Raw genomic sequence first — 19,095 nt, 5'->3', positions numbered from 1 at the left:
TGAGAGCGGACCGTCGCGCGTTGACGGTCCGCTCAGCGGACTGCTGCCCGTCCTCGCCGAGGCCTACCGGCTCTGGTACCTGCTGTGCATGGAGGAGTTCCGCCTCGCCATGCCGATGGTCGACGAGGTCGGCGACAAGGGGATGCAGAAGGCAGCAGAGCACTACTACGCCGTCGCGGCCGACTGGTGGGGCGAGAAGCCGACGCTCGACCAGTTCATCGCCGGATACGCCCGCCGGGGCACGCTCATCCGCCGGCTCGCCGAGGTCCTCGAGTCCCACCCGCTCGTCCTCCTCCCGGTGTCGGCCGAGCAGGCGTTCAAGTAGGCGTTCGAGCAGGACGCCGACATCGTCAGCGTGGAGAGCATGCGCCGGCTCGTGGCCGCGCAGGCGTCGATGATGGCGATCCCCGTCCTCGGGTTCCCGGCCATGTCGGTGCCCACCGGGGTGGCCGGCGCCCTGCCCACGGGCGTGCAGCTCCTCGGGCGGCGGTTCGACGAGGACACCCGCTCGAAGCCGCCACGGTCATCGAGGCCCGAGCAGGCGTCCTCACCCCCATCGACCCGCGCTGAACAGACGAGCGGGTCCTGACGGCGGGAGGGGCGCAGGGCGCTGCAGACGTGGACGAAGAGGGTTCGGGCGCGGGTGGTGACGAACCGACCTCCGTGGCGGCACGGCGGGCCGCCCGGGGCCGGGCGTGCGAGCCACGCCGTCGCCCTACGCGGACGTCTCGGCCCGGGCGGTGCCGTCCGCGGCCGGCACCGGGCCGGTGGGCCTGGGCCGCAGCCGGTAGGTCGGCGGGAACTCCTGGGACACCCGCACCGCCACCTCGGGGTACTGCCAGTGCAACAGGCGGTGGGCGACGTCCCGCTCCGCCTGGCTGGCCGCGACCAGTCCCCACTCGCTCCCGACGGCACGGGCGGCCTGCTCGAGCAGTGCGTTGACGAACCCGGGGGGCGTGTCCGCGGGGCGACCGCGGTGCAGGGCGCCGGCGTTCCCAGCACGGGGTCGGTCGGGGACCTGGTCCACCACGACGTCCCGCAGTCCCGGTTCGGTGCGCGTGCGTTCCTCGAGCACCTGCTGCCGGGCGTAGCTCAGCACCTGCCCCGGGCTCGGCCGCGGAGCCGGACGTTCCGGCTCGGACCGGTGCGGCTCGGCCAGGCGCACGACATCCCGGCCGCTGCCCATCGCCGGCACGTCGAGCAGCAGGACCATCAGCCGCGGCGGGTTGCGCAGCGGCACCGCCTCGGCCAGCAGCGTGCGGGCCAGGACGGCGAGCTGCACCTCGCTGTACCGGTCGGTGACCGCGCCCACGAGTTCGGGCAGTGCCAGCCGGACCTGGTCCACGGTGCTGTGGACCTCGTCGAGGTGGACGAACCACCATGCGTGCTCGCGCACCCGTGACTCCACGGCGGCCGCGAGGGCCTCGATCGTGACCGGCTCGGGCAGCCGCTGCGGCCGGAACGCCGTGTGGTGCAGCCGCACGGTGCAGCAGCCGTCGGGCACCCGCGGATCGATGCGGATGTCGATGTCGGGGACCCGCAGCCCCAGCTCCTCGTACAGCCGGACCCGCATGCGGGAGAAGGTCTCAGGGTCCACCTCGTCCCGGGTCATCTCGCGCAGGAGCCGCTGGGGCAGCCCGACCAGGACCACGCCCGGGGACAGCCCGGCGATGAGCACCTCTGCCAGCTCGGCGTCGGTCGACGCGCCGCCCTGGGCGGTCTCGAGCACCCGGACGACGGCAGCCGTGTCACGGCAGGACACCCCGTTGGCCACCACCGCCTGCAGCGCCGCTCCCAGCACGTCCGGCGCGTGGGCGGTCATCCCGGCCTTCCGGACCGCTGACACCAGGGCCGCGCGCTGGGGCGGGCCGATCACCACCGACGGGTCCCATTCGACGGCCACCTGGCAGGCCGTGGCCACCTCGGTGGGCCAGTCGGCTCCTGCCTGGTCGTCGTCATCCCCGTCCGCCCCCTGGACCGGACCGGTCGGCGCCAGGGCCGCGGCGAGCCGGTCCTGCGGGATCCGGCACGGCTGGCCGGCGATGTGCAGCCGGGGGAACTCGGCCCCGGGCTCGAGGGCGACCTGCACGACGGGGACGCCTGGCACGCCCAGCTCCGCCATGCGCACCCGTAGGACGTCCGCGACGCGGGATGCAGCCGCGTCCGTGTCCGCCGGCCCCGTCGTCGGGGGAGCCGTGACCAGCCGGACGTCGAGGCGCGGGAGCTGCGCGATCCGGACCGCCTCGCGGAAGACGCGCCGGGCGCCGGCGCGGAAGCCCGTCTGCTCAGGTGCGGACACCGATCTCCTCCTTGCTCAGCACCCGGACGGGGTGGTCGGACGTCATGGCGAGCAGCCGCCACACGTACGGCCGCAGCTCGGCGCTGCCCATGGACACGCAGCGCGGGTGACCCGCGTCCTCGTGCCAGGCGGCCAGGGCGGCGGCCAGGGTGGTGGCCTCCTCCCGCGGGAGCTGCCACACGCTGGGGTCCTCCGGGTCGAGGCCGGCACGGAGCCGCTGCTCGAGGTCCACCGGGAGGGTGGCGCTCGGGACGCCGTCGACGATGGATGCCCGGTCGGCGGCGAGGAGGCGGCGGCGGACGGCGGGCAGCGCGGCCGGTGCGCTCCAGTGCGGCTCGTGCCGCGCCACCTCGGCGAGGATGGTGTCGCGGTCGACGATGGGGACCTGCTCGCGGAGGAGCAGCCGGAGGAGCCGCAGGAGCTCCAGCCGTTCCGACCGGCTGGTCCGGGCCAGCGCCTGACGAGAGGCCTCGGGGAAGGCCCCGCCGCCCAGCCAGAGCGCGACGTCGTCGATGGTGAAGAGCCGGTTCAGGGTGCCCCGGGCGACCTCCTCGAGCCGCGCCACCACGGTGTCCACGGCGGCCGCCCACTGCGCGCTGTCCTGGTCGGCGGTGACCTGGACGGTGCCGCGGACACGGACGTCGTCGTACAGCTCGACCCGGTACGCGTCGTCGGCGAGGTCCGGGTCCAGCCCCAGGCCGACGTGCGGCAGGAGGACCCCCACCTCGTCCTGGATGCGCCCACGGAGCTCGGTGACCGCCGACCGCCAGGCACTGGTCCGGTCCGGGTCGTTCTTCGGCCACAGGGCCGCGCCCACGCGGATGGCCAGCGGTGTGAGGAGCGGGTACATGCGCCGCGGATCGACGTCCTCCCGCCGGGTCCGCAGCAGGCCGGCGAGGGGCAGGGCGTCGAGGAGTCGCCGGACGGCCTCACACTCCGGGCTGCCGGCCGCAACGCTGCGGCCCATCTCCTGGGCGGCGTCTCTGACCACCCAGTAGGTCGCGAACGTGTCCACGGCCTCGGCCAGCGTCGAGGCCACGGCAGCGCTGGCCCCGGGCGCCGGTTCCGCCAGCGCCGCGGTCAGGTGCTCGGCGAACCGCTGCTGTCGTGCTGCGCGTGCGGCCAGGAGGGCCGCGCGCAGCCGGGTGGTGGTCAGCACGTCCGGTGGCACGCCGGGTGCGCCGGAGAGCAGGGACAGCAGCGCCTCGGCGGCGGTCAGGCCCTCGTCGGGCGTGGCCTGCCGGGCGGTCGCCTCGATCTCGGCCCACACGTCGCGGACGACGCGTCGTGTCCCCAGGGATGCCTCCGGGACGGCGGGGTCGGCGCCGAGCCGCAGATAGCGGCGCAGCGCCCGCGTGCGGTCGTCGGCCGCCTCGAGCCGCGCCAGCCCGGCCAAGCAGGCCCGGCGGCGGTCGGCGCCGTCGTCGTCGTCCGCGGGATGGGCGGGGAGGTCGAGGCACCGCTCCAGTTCCTCGACGGCGTTCCCGGCGCCCCGCAGGTCCTCGACGAGGCCGGCCACGGTGGTCCGGACACGGTTCACCTCGGCCCGCAGCCGGTCGGCGTGCGGGGCGTGCTCCGTGAGCTGGAGGAGCCGGGGGAGGTCCATCCGGACGAGGACGGAGAGGGCGTACCGGCTGCGCGCCATCCGGATGCCGTCGTCCAGCTCTCGGGCGCCCTGTTCCAGGTCCCCGGTGCGGCCGCGGGCCAGGAGCATCTGCCCGTACTCCCAGTGCAGGGAGGGGTCCCGCCGGTCCGCGGTGAGCAGCGGCTCGTAGACGTCCACGGCCTCGTCGTGCCGCCCGAGCAGGTGCAGTGCCCAGGCCCGGAGGTTGTCCCGCCGCTGGCCTTCTGCGTCGGCCCGGTCGGCGGCCAGAGCGTACGCCCGGGACGCGTCCTCGGGACGTCCGTCCAGCCAGTGGCAGAGCCCGACCTGCAGCGCGTGCATGACGTCGTCGCCCGTGCTGTGCCGTTCGAGGACCTCCACGGCCTCCCCCGGACGGCCGAGCTCGATCAGGATCTGGACCGTCCGGTTGATCAGCCAGGGGGTCCGCCGACTCATCGGGCGGGCGGTGACGAGCTCGAGGGCCTCCTGGGGTCTCTCGAGCTCGAGGAGGGCGAGGAGGTGCTGGTCGAACAGCACCTCGTTGCCGGGGTCGCGCTCCAGTCCCTGCCGGCTCAGGTCCAGCGCTGCCCAGGGGTTGCCGATCAGCCGGTGGGCCTGGGAGAGCGGGCCCGTCAGCTGCCGATCGGCGGGCGCCACGAGCAGGCCCCGTTCGAGGACGGCCGTGGCGGAGGTGGACGCCCTGGGCCGGTAGAGGTCGCCGGAGCGCAGGTGGGCGATCGACGCGCCGGTCGCGTAGACCCACGGCGGCTGGCCGCCGTCAGCGGCCCGGACCATCCCCTCCGACCAGTGCTGCGCCGCCTCCGCGAGCCGGACCAGGTCCACGAGCCCGTCCTGGCGCACCGCCTCCAGCCGCAGGGCCTCGGCGTAGAGGAAGCGGTACTCCACCTCGGCCGGTTGCCGCTCCACGGCCAGGCCGATGTACTCCCGCGCCGTGGACCGGTCACCCTTGGCCGCATAACGTTGGGCGGCCTTCGCGTAGGCCCGGCCTGCTTCGGTGCGGTTGCCGGCCCGGTCGTGGGTCCGCGCGAGGTCCACGTACGCCTTTCGCTCGGGAAAGGCGCCCGCGGGCAGGGCCTGGGCCTCCTGGAGCGCTCGTCGGATCGCCGTGACGGCACGCTCGGTGTCGGAACTGCGCAGCCGCCGGCCGTGGCGCCAGAGCAGGATCGGCGGGACCGGCGCGAACAGCGCCCCGGACACGACGCGCTCCGCGTCCAGCGCGAGGGCCGCGTCGTACCACTGCTCCGCGCGTGCCACTTCGCCGGCGGCCTCGGCGATCATGCCGCCCAGGACGTGCGCACTCGGTTCGGCCTCGCTGGCGAGGAGCGCCCGGTGCAACTCGTCCTGCGCCGCCGCGGGGTCCCCGTGGTCGAGGAGCGCCTCGCCCAACGCCACGTGCACCACCGCGCGCACGGTGGACGACCACGGCTGTGACGCGCCGGTGAGGGAACCGAGCAGCTCGACGGCGGCTCCCGGCTCGTTGAGCCCCCGGCAGACGGCACGGGCGCGCATCACCCAGCACCGCCCCCGCACGTCGTCGTCGATGGCGGCGCTGCAGGCGGGATCGGTGAGCAGCTCCAGCCCAGGGAGGGTGTAGGCGAGCAGTCCGTGGCGTGCGGCCTCCGCCGAGCCGCGCAGCTGGCGGCGTGTGTCGTCGTCGGGGCGGACACCATCGGCGTCGCAGAGCCACAGGCAAGCCTCGAACTGGGAGGCGCAGAAGGCCGCGGCGTAGAAGTTGCGCCACACGGCGGCTCGGTCCGCCCGGGGCGTGCCCGACAACCGCGTCCGGACGTCGTCCCGCCACGCGGGGCCGGCCGGATCGGTGAGGACCCGGCTCTCGCGGAGCGCGTCCAGTCGGGAGCGCTGCGCCCGGAGCCTCCCGGCCATGGCCGACAGCTCGTCCTCCAGGGTCCGCAGCACGTCACCGGCCTGGTCGTAGGACGACGCCCGTCGCAGCTGCCAGGCCAGCCACCCCCGGGCCGCCAGGGCCAGCGGCCCGATCGAGACGGCGGCGAGGTCGTCGGTGACCGCCCGGCTCACGGCGTCGAGGTCGTCACGCACAGGACTGCGTTCGCTGTCAGCCGGCAAGGAGACCACCGCCCCTCTCCCACTCGGAGACGACCCGGGCGAGCTCCTCGTAGACGACCAGCTCGTCCGGTCGGGAGACCGATTCGCGGATGCGCCGGGCCAGCAGCTGGCCCACCCCGACAGCGCTGTCGGGCCAGGTGTTGCGCTCCACCTCGAGGCGCACCCCCGCGGTCACCGGGCTCTCGGGCAGCACGGTCAGAGCGGCGAGGAGGGCGTCCCGCAGGGACCCGGCCGGCAGGAGGGTGGTGACCACACCGCCGGGCCCGGCTCCGGCCGTGCCCGGCACGGCGTCCGCGCCCGGGAGCAACTGGCTGTCGAGGCTCTGCATGTAGAGGACGGGCGAGCCGAAGGCGAGGTCGTCCTGCAGGTCGACGAAGAGCTCGCCGCGGGCGCACTGGACGGCCTCCTCGATGCTCTTGTGCTCGGCGATCTTCTCGTAGAGGAGCCGGATGAAGCGCGCGGCGGGCTCGCCGGTGAGCGGGTACTGCATGGCCAGCACCGCGGGGATCCCGCGCTGGATGAGGGCCGGGGCGAGCCGCTCGAAGGTCACGTCGAAGTCCAGCGGCGAGGGCTCGCTGAGGTGGAGGACGGCGAGCCGGGCCCGGTTCTCCCCGCGCGGCGTGCCGCCGCTGGCCAGCAGGTCCACGAGCGCGGTCGTACTCGCCCATTCGTGGCCGCCCGAGCCGTCGTCGAGGCAGATCTGCAGGTTGAGGACCCCGCCCTCCCACCGCCGCCGGCACACCCCCACGAAGTGGATGATGTGGGGGTGCGGAGCCGTGCGCAGCCGCTGCTGCACGGTCTTCTGGTTCCACCGCTCGGTGATCTCGGGCTGGATGGTCCTGCTGTACTCGGTCATCCCCGTCAGCGCCTCGGTCAGCTCCTCGCGCTGGGCCGCGTAGGCGGGCGTGTCGGGCACGGCGATGATGCAGTAGACCCGCAGCGGTGGGTCCTGGTGCCGGTTGGGGAAGCGGGTCTGGTTGAGGCTCCGGCTGAGCACCAGTCCGGAGGCCTTGGCGAGGAACTCGCCGCCCCAGTCCGGCGAGTACAGCAGCTCCCACGGCCACTCGGCCAGTTCCCCGGCGCCCGGCCCCAGGGCGAGGTCGACCCGCAGGGTGAGGTCGTCGCGCTCCGCCTCCTCGCGCACCTCCCGGAACTTGGTCTCGACGGCCTCGCGGAACACGGTCCGGTAGAGGTAGCTGCCGAGCAGCTTGAAGGTGTCCGGGACGGGGAGCTTCTTCTGCTGCCGGATGGCCGGCCATCGGTCCAGCCAGAGCCGGAGCACCCGCACCGTCTCCCGCTGCAGCGCGTCGTCCGTCCGCGGGGCGCGGGCCACTTCGGTGGGCACCGTCTCGCCCGGCCCGCTCCTGAAACCGCGGAGGTCCGTGTCGACCACGATGCGGTACTCGTATCCGTCGTCCACGCCAGGTCCTAGGGGGAAGGGGACGGGGTCGTCGGGGGGAGCAGCACGGCGTCCCGGCTGTTGAGGTAGATCACCGGGATGCCCAGCAGCCGCGAGTCGTCCCCGTAGATGACGTGCAATTCCATCCGCCCGGCCTGGACCGCCTCGTCGACCGGGAGCCCCCGGCCCAACCGGTCGTAGAAGATCCGAGCGAACTCCAGCGCCGTCCGGTTCGTCACCGCGTACTGCATGGCGACGACGCACTGCACGCCACGCTTGATCAGCCGTGGCGCGAGTCCGGCGAAGCTGGCGCGGTAGTCGACCTGGGCACCGGCGCACGAGTGGAACAGGGTCAGCCGCGGAAGCGTCCCGCCGGCGTCGAGGAGCTGGGCGAGCGCCTGCTCGCCGACCCAGTCGGCCCGGCCCGTTCCACCCACGAGCGCGATCTGGCCCTCCGCGTGCTCGGCGTCGAACTGCCCGTGGCCGATGAAGTGCACGACGTGGGGACGGGTCTCCTGCACCTGGTCCCTCAGCGACGAGCGCGAGGGCTGCTCGAGGACCACGACGTCCAGGGGCAGCTCCTTCTCCCTCCGGAGCTTCTCGAGCTGCTCGACCACCGGGCCGGCGATGACCTCGCCGAGGTCCTGCGGCTGGGAGGTCAGCACGAGGACGCTGATCCGCGGCTCACCCCCGAGAGCCCGTCGGCCCCGCTCCGACTGGACGAACCGCGTGAGGATCACGTGGTGGTCCGCCGCCAGGAAGAAGCCCTCCCGGCCGGGCCGGTTCGGCACGTGCAGGTACTCCCACGGCACGGCCGCGAGGTCGGCCAGGCCCTCCGACGGGAACTCCAGCTGCAGGCGCAGGCGGCTGTCCCCGAACTCGGTCATCGACTGCTCGACCCAGCTCCACAGGCCCGCGGGGAAGAGACTCCGGTGCAGCAGGCTGCCGAAGGCCCGTACCTCGTCCCACCGCCACTCCCGGCCCCGCTCGGTGAGCCAGCGGGCGAAGATCCGGATGAGTTCGGCGTCCACGCCGGAGAACTGGATGCTCCCGCCCTGCCAGGTGGCGCCGTCGTCCCGGCGGGCGTCGACCTCTCCCGAGGACAGCACCCGGACCTGGATCTCCCGTGTCGCCGTCTCGGTCCCGCCCATGGCCGTCAGACCTCCAGTCGCACGCCGTCGGCCGGCTCGTCGGGCAGCACGGCGCCGAAGCCGACCGAGCGGCCGGTCGCCGACCACTCCTCGGTCGTCGCCGTCCGGTGGTTGAAGGCCAGCGTTCCGCCCGACGAGCCGTAGGTGAGGACCCTGGCCATGGCGATGTCGTGGGGGTGGCCGAAGTAGCTGCCGTCGGTCGAGACGAGGTAGGTGCCCGCGGGCACCGCTCGGAGCACGTCGGCGGTGACGTTCCGGCTGCTGCCGTGGTGGGGGAGCTTGAGGACGTCGACGGCGAGCGTCGGCCCGGTCCGTCGGGCCGACAGCGCCTCGAGGCCGCTGCTCAGGGCGGTCGGCGTCGCATCGGCCGCGAGGAGGGCGCTCCCGCCGTCCAGCTCGAGGAGGAGGGTGATGCTGCTGGCGTTGGCCTCCGAGTCGTCGTCTGCGGTGGGCGTGTCGGCCAGTTCCGCGAGCGCGTCGCCGGGGTCGAGGTAGGAGTCCAGCGGGTTGTACTTCTTCGTCCGCTGCAGTCTCGGCAGGGCGTCCCGCGACGACCCCGCCACCAGGCCCGCCCGGCGGCACTCCCGCTCCCAGACCGGGCGCAGGGCGGCCAGTTCCCTGTCCGACGGGGCGAGAACGGTCACCCGCAGGCCGCCGTCGAGCTCCACCTCGGCCGGAGGCGCTCCCCGCGCCCGGCTGACCGCCGCGCCATCGAAGCGGGCGTTCCAGGGCAGGTGCCGCTCGTCCAGCAGCGCGCCGAGCATCTCCCCGTGCACGGGGCCGAGGAAGTCGTCGGAGGGCAGGTGCTGGTAGCCGTTGAACCACACATCGCCGACGGTGAGGCCGAGGGAGGCGTCGTTCAGCAGCCGGAGGACCCCCTCGATGTGGTCGGCGTCGACGTGCGTGACGACGACGACGTCGAGGTGCCGCTCCGCGGGCTCCAGCCGGGACATCCTGCGGTGCACCGCGGGATAGGCCGGCACCGGGCCCGCGTCGATCAGCATCCGGTGGCGATCGGTGTGCGGCCCCCAGGTGACCAGGGTGCAGTCGCCCTGCCGCACGGGGAGGGCCTCGATGGTGAGGCCGGCCTCATCCGCGGTCGGCATGATCCCTCCTCTTCTCCCGATCCGACGTGACGGCCCGTCTCAGAGCGGCGGCGGACCGATGCCGCTGGAGGGCAGCCGTTCAGGGTGGTAGGCCGCCAGCACGGCTCCCATCAGCCACCACCCGCGGTACACGAGGGCGCGGCAGAGCCGTTCGTCGAGCTTGTCGAAGACGGTCGGGACCAGGGCGAGGTCGCGGCCGTCGTGCGTCCGGTGCTCGGGGTGCGCGGCGCACCAGGCCCGGAGCGGCTCCGGTCGCTCGGTGGGCAGGTCGGTGGCGAGCGAGACCAGCACCCCCCGGCGCGCACCGTCCGGCAGCGGCGAGCCCGCTGGGAGCTCTCGTCCACGACGGAACCGGTTGACCATGTCCCGCGTCCTCAGCGTGGTGCTCTGGCGGTACAGGAGGGAGTTGGCCCGGGCGAGGTCGCGGACCAGCGGCACCTTGCCGTACGAGCCGGCCCGCAGCAGGCCGCCGGCGTTCATCGTGAACAGGAAGACGTCGCGGTACCGCTCGCCATCGAGCGCCTCGAGACCGGTGTTGTCGTACACCCCGCCGTCCAGCAGGGCGGGTGGGGCGGTGCCGCACGGGAACGGGAGGTCGCGGAGCACGACGGGCGCGAAGGTCCCCGGCACGGCGGCCGAGGCGGCGACGGCCCGGCTGAGCCGGAGGCCGGTTCCCTTCGTCGCCAGGAGGCCGATGGTGTAGTCGCCGACGACGTCGCGCTCGAACCCGAAGCGCACGCCCGACATCATGTTCGCGGCGCTGATGATCCAGCGGACGCCGGGGTCGAGGTGCTCGAGTTCCGCCTCGTGCAGGAACCACTCGTCCAGCCGACGGGCGAGCACGTCGGTCCGCGTCTGCGGTCCGACCGTGCGCCACAGCCCGCGCAGGAGAGCGAACTTCAACGAGCGGCTCGACAGCCGCGCGACGACCGGCTCGACGACGAGCTCGTCGAACGCCTCGGCCGTGAAGCCGCGGTCGCGCAGGCGCGGCCAGGCCAGAGCGGTGACCGCGTTGGTGATCGAGCCCCCGGACACCGAGGAGAGGTAGCGCAGGTCGCCGAGGGACCCGGTGCCGGCCACGAGGCGCAGTGCGCCCAGTCCGGCGAGCGTGGCCCGGAACCCCCCGCCCGAGAGCGTGACCGCGAGCGGATCCCGGCTGTCGGGCGGCGGCTCGGGCCGGAGGTCGTCCCCGCACGGCGTGATCCGGAGCCCGGTGCCGACGGCCGGCGAGTCGACGAACGGCACCGAGTCGTCGACGGCAGGTGCCTCGTGTCCGACGCCCATGGCGCCTCCCCTTGGACGGACCGGCTCGGTCCCCCGACGGCGTCCTCCTCCGTGCTGTTCCGTCGGAGGACGCGCCGAGTGGGACGGAGGCTAGGGCCGTGCTCCGCAACACTGCGTAGAGCAACCGGTCACAGGACATGATTGTTGGGTGTGCACGCGCGTCGTTGCGCTGAGTGACGGCGCGATCGAGCGGTGTCAGCCCGTCTCCTCGGTCCCGCGGCCGGGGAGGAACCGCTGCGCCCGGACTGGCAGCAGGACGACGGTCCGGGTACGGGTCCGGCCTGGGACCGGAGAGCGGCGATCCCCCAGCAGCCCGCTGCTGACCGTCGCACGGCGAGGCACCCGTCAGGGGCTCGTCCACCAGCACGGCGCGGACGACCGCCACGGCGAGGGCGCCCGCCCCCTCCCCACCATGCCGAGCGACTCCCGGGGCACCGAGCGAGGGCGCCCACGAGCAGCCGGAGTGGCCGCGATGCGTCGCACAGTGGTCGCGCGGGCTCGGTGGCACACCGGGACGAACCCCGGACCAGCGCGGATGGCCCTACGGTCTCCGGTGTCCGGCTCTCCGAGCCGGTCCCGCGGGTCCGGCTCCCATCACCTCCTCCCCCACCCCGCCCCCTGCTGATCGGCCAGCAGCCGGGCCATCGCGTCGCTCGCCTTGAGGCCCGAGCCGGTGAGGACCAGCACGACGCTGTCGCCGGCGGCCACGTGCCCCTCCCGCGCGAAGTGCTCGAGCGCGGGGACGACCTGACCGCACGTGGGCTCGACGTACAGGCCGGTCGCGGCGAGCGCCAGGGTCGCGGCGCGCAGGTCCTCCTCCCGGACCGCGGTGGCCGAGCCGCCGCTCCCCCGGATGGCCGCGAGCACCTCGCGGTCGCGGACCGGTCGGGCGATGGCGGTGCCCTCGGCGATCGTCGGCTCCCAGGTGCGCGGTTCGACGGTGTCGCGACCGGCGGCCAGCGCCTCGACCAGCGGGCTGCACCGGGCGGGCTGGGACACCAGGATCCGGGGCACGCGCGTGATTTCACCGGCCCTCTGCAGCTCGCCGAACCCGATCGCGCAGCCGAGCACGAGGCTCCCCGCGCCGGTGGGGAGGACGACGGCGTCGGGCGCGGTGAAGCCGAGGTCCTCCCAGATCTCGTAGGCGATGAGCTTGGTGCCCTGGAGGAACATCGGGTGCCAGTTGTGGCTGGCGTAGAAGCGCTCCCTCGACCGGCGGACGGCCTCGTTGGCGGTGTCCTGCCGGGTCCCCGGGACGAGCTCGACCGTGGCGCCGTGCAGCCGGCTCTGCAGGACCTTGGCCGACGACGTCGACGCCGGGGCGAGGATGAGCGCGTCGATGCCGGCGGCCGCGCTGTAGGCGGCAACCGAGGACCCGCCGTTGCCGCTGGAGTCCTCCAGCAGCGCGGTCACGCCCTGGGCGCGCAGGGCGCTGACCATCACGGAGACCCCGCGGTCCTTGAAGCTCGCGGTGGGGTTGACCGCCTCGACCTTGACCGCGACGTCCAGCCCGGCGAGGCGTCGCGGCAGCAGCGGCGTCCGGCCCTCCCCCAGGGTGACCGGCGGCAGGTCGGGCAGCGGCAGGGCCGCCCGGTACCGCCACTGCGACGGCACCGTCGGATCGATCGCGTCCCGCGTGATGCCCGGCAGCGGCTCGACCATGAGCGGCGACCCGTCGTCGCCGCACCAGCGGAGCTCGTCGAGGGGGTAGCGCCGGCCGCCGCGGTCGACGACCGCGGGCGGGGTGGTGGGCATCGGGTCTCCCTGCGTCGTGCCGTCGGGACGGGTGGCCTGATCGGGGCCGGGACACCAGCCTCGCGCACGCCATCGCGCGACCAGGACGGCGCTCGGCCGGAGGTTCTGCGTCGCGCGGAACGGCTATGGTCGGCGGGCCCGAGCCGCGGGTCCCGCCGTCCTCCGGAGCGCCCCATGACCGGCTCCCGGCTGCGCACCCCCGTCCCCCGGCCCGACGCCGGAACCCCTCCGCCGCTGTCCGTGCTCATGGTCATCGACTCCCTCGACGGAGGCGGCGCCGAGCGGTACGTCGTCGACCTCACCGTCGCGCTGCACCGGCGGGGGTGGCCGGTGCACGTGGCCTGCTCGGTGGGCGGGGCCCACGCCGCGTCCCTCGCCGACGCGGGGGTGCCGGTCACCGCCCTGCTCGACGAGCTCGTCGAGCGACGGGTCAGCGGCCGGTACGAGCGCGCGCTCACGCAGCTGGTGGCCGACCTGCGGCCGGCCGTCGTGCACGCCCACCTGTTCGCCAGCGCGGCCGCCGCCGTCCACGCCGTCCGCGACCTGCCGGTGCCGCTGGTGGTCACCGAGCACACCGAGGGGCCCTGGCGGGACCGCCGGACGCGCGCGGTGAGCGGCCTGGTCTACCGGCACGCCGACCGGGTGGTCGCCGTCTCCTCGGCGATCCGGGACCTGCTGGTGAGCGGCTACGGCGTCGCGCCCGAGCGGGTGGAGGTGCTCCTGCCGACGACGGCCGCAGTCCCCTCCGCGGGGAGCCCTGCCCCGGACCCGGGACGGCCGGTGGTCGGGCTGGTGGGCCGGCTGGTCCCGGAGAAGGGCGTCGACGTCTTCCTGCGGGCCGCCGCACTGGTGTCGGGCGTCGTCCCGCAGGCGCGTTTCCTCGTGGTCGGCGACGGGCCGCTGCGGCCCGACCTCGAGCACCGTGCGGCGGTTCTCGGGTTGGCCGGCGCGGTCACGTTCACCGGGTACCGCTCGGATGCCACGCGTCTGCTCACCGGCCTCGACGTGCTCGCCGTGCCCTCCCGGTCCGACGGCTCACCGATGGTGGTCTGCGAGGCCATGGCCGCGGGCGTGCCGGTGGTCGCCAGCCGGGTGGGCGGGCTGCCCGACCTGGTCGAGGACGGCGGCAGCGGGCTGCTGGTGCGCCCGGGCGAGGCCGAGGACCTGGCCCGGGCGCTGGTGTCGCTGCTGCTCGACCCGGAGTCGGCCCGGCGGCTCGGCGCCCACGGCCGCCGGCTGGCCGCGAGCCGCTCGCACGACCGGCTGGTCGACCGGATGACGCAGCTGTACGCGAGTCTGGCCGGGGCCGAGGTCCGCTGACCGCCGCGGCCGCGTCCAGGGTCTGGCCGCGAGCCTGCGAGGGGTGAGGAGGGCGGGGTCCGTCGTCAGGCCGGCGGCTCGACCGGCAGGCCCAGCCGCCGGAACAGCTCGTTGTCGAGGTCGAGGAAGCTGGAGATGTGCGCGACCCGCCCGGCGCGCACCTCGAGCACGTGCAGCGCCCACGGCTCGTGCCCGCCGCCGGCGCGGGGGCGGTACTGGGCGAAGGCCGGCGCCCCGTTGGCGAGGGTCGGCAGCACCCGGGAGCCGCGGCACTTCGCACCCGGGCCGAGCATCCAGGTGCCGATGTCGGCCCGGCCGCGCAGCCACATCTCGAGCGGCGGCATGTGCTGGGTGGCGTCCTCGTGCAGCAGCGCGACGAGGCTCTCCACGTCGTAGCGCTCGAAGGCGTCGACGTAGCGATCGAGCAGGGCCCGGTGGACGTCGTCCAGCGGCTCGGTCTCCGCCTCGCCCCCGACCTCGGCCATCGTGGCGCGGGCCCGCTGCAGCGCGCTGTTGACCGACGCGACGGTGGTGTCGAGCAGCTGGGCGACCTCGTCGGCCCGCCAGCGGAGCACCTCGCGCAGCAGCAGCACGGCCCGCTGGCGGGGAGGCAGGTGCTGCAGCGCGGAGACGAAGGCCAGCCGGATCGACTCCCGCTGCACGGCCTGTTCGGCGGGGTCGGCGTCCTCGGCGACGACCTGCCGGTCGAGCACCGGTTCCACCCACGCCGTGCCCGGCCGGCGGGCGGCCAGCGAGGCCTCGACCGGCTGCCACGGGGAGCCGGAGAGGTCCATGGGCAACGCCCGCCGCTGCCGGCCGGAGAGCTGGTCCAGGCAGACGTTCGTGGCGATCCGGTACAGCCAGGAGCGCAGCGCCGAGCGGCCCTCGAAGTCGGACAGGCCGCGCCAGGCGCGGACCATCGTCTCCTGCACGGCGTCGTCGGCGTCGAACGCCGACCCGAGCATCCGGTAGCAGTAGCCGGTCAGCTCCCGCCGGTGTTCGAGCAGGCGAGGGTCGAGTTCGTCGGTCAGCACGGTCGTCACGTGTCCTCCTCGGGCCTGGGCCGCGACAGCTCACCACAGGACACCGACGGAACGGGAGGTCCCCCGGCTACTGGTAGCTGATCAGGTCAGGGCGCGGCTCGACGGCGACCGTCTCCTCCGGGGTGAGCATCGGGACGTCCTCGTCGTAGAAGTTCTTCCAGCCCCAGGCGACCTCGTCCGGCTCGGTCTGCCGCAGCGTCCGCCAGGTCGCCTGCTTGTCGCCCTGACCGCCCTGGCCGTCGGCGTGCACCATGAGCGCCAGCTCGTCGCGGGAGGTGTCCAGCCGGTCGCGGTCCGGGATCATGTCGACCCGGAACTGGTGCAGCAGCAGCAGCTTCTGCGGCAGGTCGCCCCCCCGCGTCAGGTCGGCCAGCCAGGTCACGACCTCGTTGACCTCGTCGATCGACACCGACCCGATCTGGGTCAGGTGCACCTCGTCCGGACCCAGCCGCCACTCCGGGTCCAGCGCCAGCCCGACGTGCGGCAGCTCCAGCAGCGAGCGGTACTGCTCGGCCTGGGTGACGAAGTCGGTGCGCCCCGGCTGCAGGTCGATGACCACGTACATGCCCGCCTCGCCGGCCGCCTCGACCCAGGGCCGCAGCTCCTCGACGGGCAGCTCGGTGGAGTAGTTGCCGTCCGGCCCGGCCACCGAGGAGGCGACGGTGGCGATGACCTCGAAGGCGGGGACGACGGTGGCGTCCTGCACCAGCGGCTCGTAGTCGGCCGCGTGGGCCTGCGCCCGCTCGACGGAGGCCGGCAGGTCCTGCTCGCCGAGGACGCCGAGCGCGCCGGTGCCCGGGCTGCCGTAGAGGGCGACGAGGAAGTGCTGCGGGAAGAGCAGCTGGCCGCCGCCGGGCAGCTGCCGGCCGGTGGCGGCGGTCTCGAGCTTCCAGTCCAGCCCCTCCTCGGCGCCGAACCCGGCGCCCAGCGCCACCACGGTCCCGGGCTGCTGCTCGCCCAGCAGCTCCACCAGCTCGGCGGAGCCGCGCGGGTCGGGGGGGCTCAGCTGCACGTGGGCGCCGGCGGCCCGAGCTGTGGCCACGCCGGCCAGCGCCTCCGGGGCGCCGGTGCTCACGACGACGGTGTCCTCGAGCGGCTCGGCGCGCTCGACGGCCGGCAGCTCGCCGTCCCCCGGCTCGTCACCGGCCGGCTCGGTGCCGGTGGGCTGCAGCGCGGTCGGCTGCTCGGGGTCCAGCCCGGCGACCGCGGCCACCGCGTCGTCGGCGTCCACCTGCTGCGCCTCGTCCAGCTCCAGCCCGGTGACCTCGGCGACGGCGTCCGGGGCGGCCGGGACGGCGACCACCTCGAGGCCGCCCTCCCCGCCGGCGCCGCCCCCGGCGGCCCCGACCGCGAGCACCGTCGTCGTGCCGAGGCGCTCCAGCTCGCCGCTCAGCGGGTCGGCGGAGCCGCCGCCGGCCGGCTCGAGCAGCAGCGGGACGCCGAGGCCGGTGGCCGCCGAGGCGCCCAGCAGCGTGCCGGCCGCGTCGCCGTCGCGGGCGACGACGACGACGTCCGCGCGGTCGAAGAGGGCCCGGCTGGCGGAGGCGGCCGAGGCGACGGGGTCCTCGTCGGCCACGAGGGTGAGGCGGGCGTCGGGCGCGGAGGTCGCCACACCGCCGCCCTGCGCGGCCTCGTCGCCCGAGGCCGCGCCGCAGCCGCTGACCAGCAACGCCACGGTCACGGCGATCGGCACCGTCGGAGAGCGCACGGCTCCCTCCCCCCGGCCGGGCGCACGGTCGTGCGGGAGCGCGACGGCGGTGGCCGCGCCCGGCCCCCGGCGACCCTAACGACGCGACGGCCCTGGACAGCGGGCCGCCCGTCGCGACCGCGGGCTGCTCGGGCCGATCGCCGGGGCGCGGCGGTCCGCGCGCACCCGGCGGATCTCCGCCACGCTCGGGACCCGACGGGCGACCCTCGCCCACCCGCACCGCTGACCGGGAGGTCACCCACCGTGCAACCCGATGACGCCCCCGAGGTCCGCGTCCTCGTCAACACCAACGTGTCGATGTCGCGGCACAAGGCGGCGGCGCAGGCCGTGCACGCCGCGCTGGCCGCCTTCGGCATCCCCCACGGACGGGTCGTCGTGCTGGGCGGACGGCCGGACGAGGTGGCCGCGATGGACGTCGTCGTCCGGGACGCCGGCCGCACCGAGGTGGCGCCCGGGACCCTGACCGCCGGTGCCACGGTGGTCCGCTGAAAGGGGACCCTGTCCTCCCGCCTCGGAGGAGGCCCCCTGCCCCCCGCGGTTCGCACGCTCGGCGCGAGCCTCGGGACGGGGCCGGGTAGACAGCTCGGGTGACCGACATCGCCGACCAGCTGCGCCCCGCCACGCCCGAGGACTGGCCGTCGTTCAGCCGGGCCTTCTTCACCACGTTCGCCGAGGAGCCGCCCGCCTCCTTCGTCGACGCCGTCCCCGCGCACGCGGAGCTGGACCGCTCGCTCGGGCTGTGGGAGCGCGACCGGGTGGTCGCGACGTCCGGCGTCCACAGCCGGGAGCTGACCGTGCCCGGCGGCGTCGTCCCCTGTGCCGCCGTGACCTGGGTGAGCGTCGCGCCCAGCCACCGGCGGCGCGGCGTGCTCACCGCGGTCATGCGGCGCCAGCTCACCGAGCTCCACGAGCAGGGGCGCGAGCCGGTCGCGGCGCTGTGGGCCTCGGAGTCCTCGATCTACGGCCGCTTCGGCTACGCACCGGCCACCGAGCGCGGCAACCTCTCCGGCGACGTCGCCCGGCTGGCGCTGCGGCCGGACGTCGACCTCGGCGCGGGGCGGGTCGAGCAGGTCGGCGTCGAGGACTTCCGCGCGGCCGCCGTGGGGCTGCACGACCGGGTCCGCCGGTCGGTGCCCGGCAACCTCGCCCGTGACGCCCGCTGGTGGGACCGCGGGCTGGAGGACGACCCGGCCCGGCGCCACGGCGCGACCGAGCGGCGCTTCCTGCGGCACGTCGAGCCCGACGGCACGGTGACCGGCTACGCCACCTACCGCGTCCGGTCGGCGTGGACCGACGACGGCCAGCCCGACGGCACCGTCGTCGTCGAGGAGGTGCGCTCCCTGACGACGCCGGCGTGCGCGTCGCTGTGGCGGTTCCTGCTGTCGCTGGACCTCGTCCGCACGATGCGGGCGCCGACCGCCTCGCCGGACGACCCGCTGCGGCACCTGCTGGCCGAGCCGCGGGCGCTGCGGGCGCAGCCGTACGACGCGCTGTGGGTGCGGCTGGTCGACGTCGGCCGCGCGCTGGCCGCCCGCCGCTACCCGGCCCGGGTCAACCTGGTGTTCGAGGTGCGCGACCGGTTCTGCCCCTGGAACGACGGCCGCTGGTCCCTCGTCGGCCACCCGGCCGGCGCCTTCTGCTTCGAGACCGACGCCGACCCCGACCTCGTGCTCGACGTCGAGGCGCTGGGCGCGGCCTACCTCGGCGGGGTGTCGCTGGCGACGCTGCAGGCGGCCGGACGGGTCACCGAGGTCAGCCCGGGGGCGGTCACCCAGGCCGGGACGGCGTTCCGCTGGCCGGTGACGCCGTGGTGCCCCGACGAGTTCTAGACCTGCTCCTCGCGGGTGGGCAGCCCGCCGGCCGGGCGGCGTCGGTCGCGCTCGTAGTCGGTGATCAGGCCGATCCGGCGCACGTGCCGCTCCTCGTCGCTGAACGGCGTGGCGAGGAAGTGCAGCACCAGCTCGGTGGCCTCCTCGACGCTGTGCTGGCGGGCGCCGATCGAGACGACGTTGGCGTCGTTGTGCTGGCGGGCCAGCTCGGCGGTCTCCCGGTTCCACACCAGCGCGGCGCGCACCCCGGGCACCTTGTTGGCCGCGATCTGCTCGCCGTTGCCGGAGCCGCCGATGACCACGCCGAGGCTGCCCGGCTCGGTGACCGTCCGCTCGCCGACCTCGAAGCAGAACGGCGGGTAGTCGTCCTGCGCGTCGTACTCGAACGCCCCGCAGTCGACCGGCTCGTGGCCTGCGTCGGCGAGCGCCTGCTTGAGGTGCTCCTTGAACTCCAGGCCGGCGTGGTCGGTCCCGACGAAGACGCGCATGGCG

15 protein-coding genes are annotated in these 19,095 nt (G+C 75.1%); 5 read left to right on the top strand and 10 right to left on the bottom strand.

Features of this window, described 5'->3' with window-relative positions; genetic code table 11:
* The first annotated feature begins 88 nt into the window (after positions 1–88).
* Together BLS21_RS08280 and BLS21_RS08275 are read left to right on the top strand one after the other, a co-directional pair.
* Positions 89–325, top strand: a complete 237-nt coding sequence (locus tag BLS21_RS08280; protein ID WP_091216254.1) for a hypothetical protein — start codon at positions 89–91, stop codon at positions 323–325.
* Between the two features lie 39 nt (positions 326–364).
* On the top strand, positions 365–589 hold the full coding sequence (locus tag BLS21_RS08275) for a hypothetical protein (protein WP_139177051.1): 225 nt from the start codon (positions 365–367) through the stop codon (positions 587–589).
* 126 nt (positions 590–715) lie between these two features.
* On the opposite strand, the gene BLS21_RS08270 is transcribed toward BLS21_RS08275, so the two are convergent.
* The 7 genes from BLS21_RS08270 to BLS21_RS08240 all read right to left on the bottom strand — a co-directional run bounded on the left by BLS21_RS08270 (position 716) and on the right by BLS21_RS08240 (position 12,703).
* Positions 716–2,299, bottom strand: a complete 1,584-nt coding sequence (locus tag BLS21_RS08270; protein WP_091216249.1) for a hypothetical protein — start codon at positions 2,297–2,299, stop codon at positions 716–718.
* Positions 2,286–5,960 carry an FHIPEP family type III secretion protein gene (locus BLS21_RS08265; protein WP_139177050.1) on the bottom strand — a complete coding sequence of 1,225 codons (3,675 nt, stop codon included), beginning with the start codon at positions 5,958–5,960 and terminating at the stop codon, positions 2,286–2,288. The genes BLS21_RS08270 and BLS21_RS08265 overlap by 14 nt, the downstream gene beginning before the upstream one ends.
* Before the next feature lie 37 nt (positions 5,961–5,997).
* The gene (locus BLS21_RS08260; RefSeq protein WP_175479491.1) at positions 5,998–7,428 is read right to left on the bottom strand and encodes a CHAT domain-containing protein; all 1,431 of its coding nucleotides are present in this window, start codon (positions 7,426–7,428) and stop codon (positions 5,998–6,000) included.
* Between the two features lie 8 nt (positions 7,429–7,436).
* A complete protein-coding gene (locus tag BLS21_RS08255; RefSeq protein WP_091216241.1) occupies positions 7,437–8,558 on the bottom strand; it encodes a CHAT domain-containing protein in 1,122 nt (373 codons plus the stop codon).
* 5 nt (positions 8,559–8,563) lie between these two features.
* Positions 8,564–9,664 (bottom strand): ComEC/Rec2 family competence protein, encoded by a 1,101-nt coding sequence (locus tag BLS21_RS08250; RefSeq protein ID WP_091216239.1) that lies wholly within the window; start codon positions 9,662–9,664, stop codon positions 8,564–8,566.
* 39 nt (positions 9,665–9,703) lie between these two features.
* Complete coding sequence (locus BLS21_RS08245; protein ID WP_091216236.1) at positions 9,704–10,948, bottom strand: patatin-like phospholipase family protein; 1,245 nt, start codon at positions 10,946–10,948, stop codon at positions 9,704–9,706.
* Positions 10,949–11,542: 594 nt separating this feature from the next.
* Positions 11,543–12,703: a threonine synthase gene (locus BLS21_RS08240; RefSeq protein WP_091216233.1), complete on the bottom strand. Its 1,161-nt coding sequence runs from the start codon at positions 12,701–12,703 to the stop codon at positions 11,543–11,545.
* Positions 12,704–12,877: 174 nt separating this feature from the next.
* Between BLS21_RS08240 and BLS21_RS08235 the strand changes: the two genes are divergently transcribed.
* Positions 12,878–14,023 (top strand): glycosyltransferase family 4 protein, encoded by a 1,146-nt coding sequence (locus BLS21_RS08235; RefSeq protein ID WP_091216231.1) that lies wholly within the window; start codon positions 12,878–12,880, stop codon positions 14,021–14,023.
* Positions 14,024–14,088: 65 nt separating this feature from the next.
* Here the strand turns inward: BLS21_RS08235 and BLS21_RS08230 are convergent, their stop codons facing one another.
* Complete coding sequence (locus tag BLS21_RS08230) at positions 14,089–15,066, bottom strand: sigma-70 family RNA polymerase sigma factor (RefSeq protein ID WP_091216228.1); 978 nt, start codon at positions 15,064–15,066, stop codon at positions 14,089–14,091.
* Between the two features lie 67 nt (positions 15,067–15,133).
* Entirely contained in the window at positions 15,134–16,774 is a 1,641-nt protein-coding gene (locus tag BLS21_RS08225) for a hypothetical protein (protein ID WP_091216225.1), read from the bottom strand.
* A gap of 243 nt (positions 16,775–17,017) precedes the next feature.
* Here BLS21_RS08225 and BLS21_RS08220 point away from each other — a divergent pair, with 243 nt between their 5' ends.
* Together BLS21_RS08220 and BLS21_RS08215 are read left to right on the top strand one after the other, a co-directional pair.
* Entirely contained in the window at positions 17,018–17,263 is a 246-nt protein-coding gene (locus BLS21_RS08220; RefSeq protein WP_091216222.1) for a hypothetical protein, read from the top strand.
* A 98-nt stretch (positions 17,264–17,361) separates the two neighbouring features.
* Complete coding sequence (locus BLS21_RS08215; protein ID WP_091216220.1) at positions 17,362–18,603, top strand: GNAT family N-acetyltransferase; 1,242 nt, start codon at positions 17,362–17,364, stop codon at positions 18,601–18,603.
* Here BLS21_RS08215 and BLS21_RS08210 read toward each other — a convergent pair.
* Positions 18,600–19,091, bottom strand: a complete 492-nt coding sequence (locus tag BLS21_RS08210) for a ribose-5-phosphate isomerase (RefSeq protein ID WP_091216217.1) — start codon at positions 19,089–19,091, stop codon at positions 18,600–18,602. The two genes, BLS21_RS08215 and BLS21_RS08210, sit on opposite strands and share 4 nt — an antisense overlap.
* Positions 19,092–19,095: the final 4 nt, after the last annotated feature.

It is taken from the genome of Geodermatophilus siccatus, from assembly GCF_900103785.1.
In the GTDB taxonomy this organism is placed as follows: Bacteria; Actinomycetota; Actinomycetes; order Mycobacteriales; family Geodermatophilaceae; genus Geodermatophilus; species Geodermatophilus siccatus.
The sequence above is the reverse complement of the archived record's forward strand: the minus strand, read 5'-3'. Positions and strand labels throughout refer to the sequence as shown.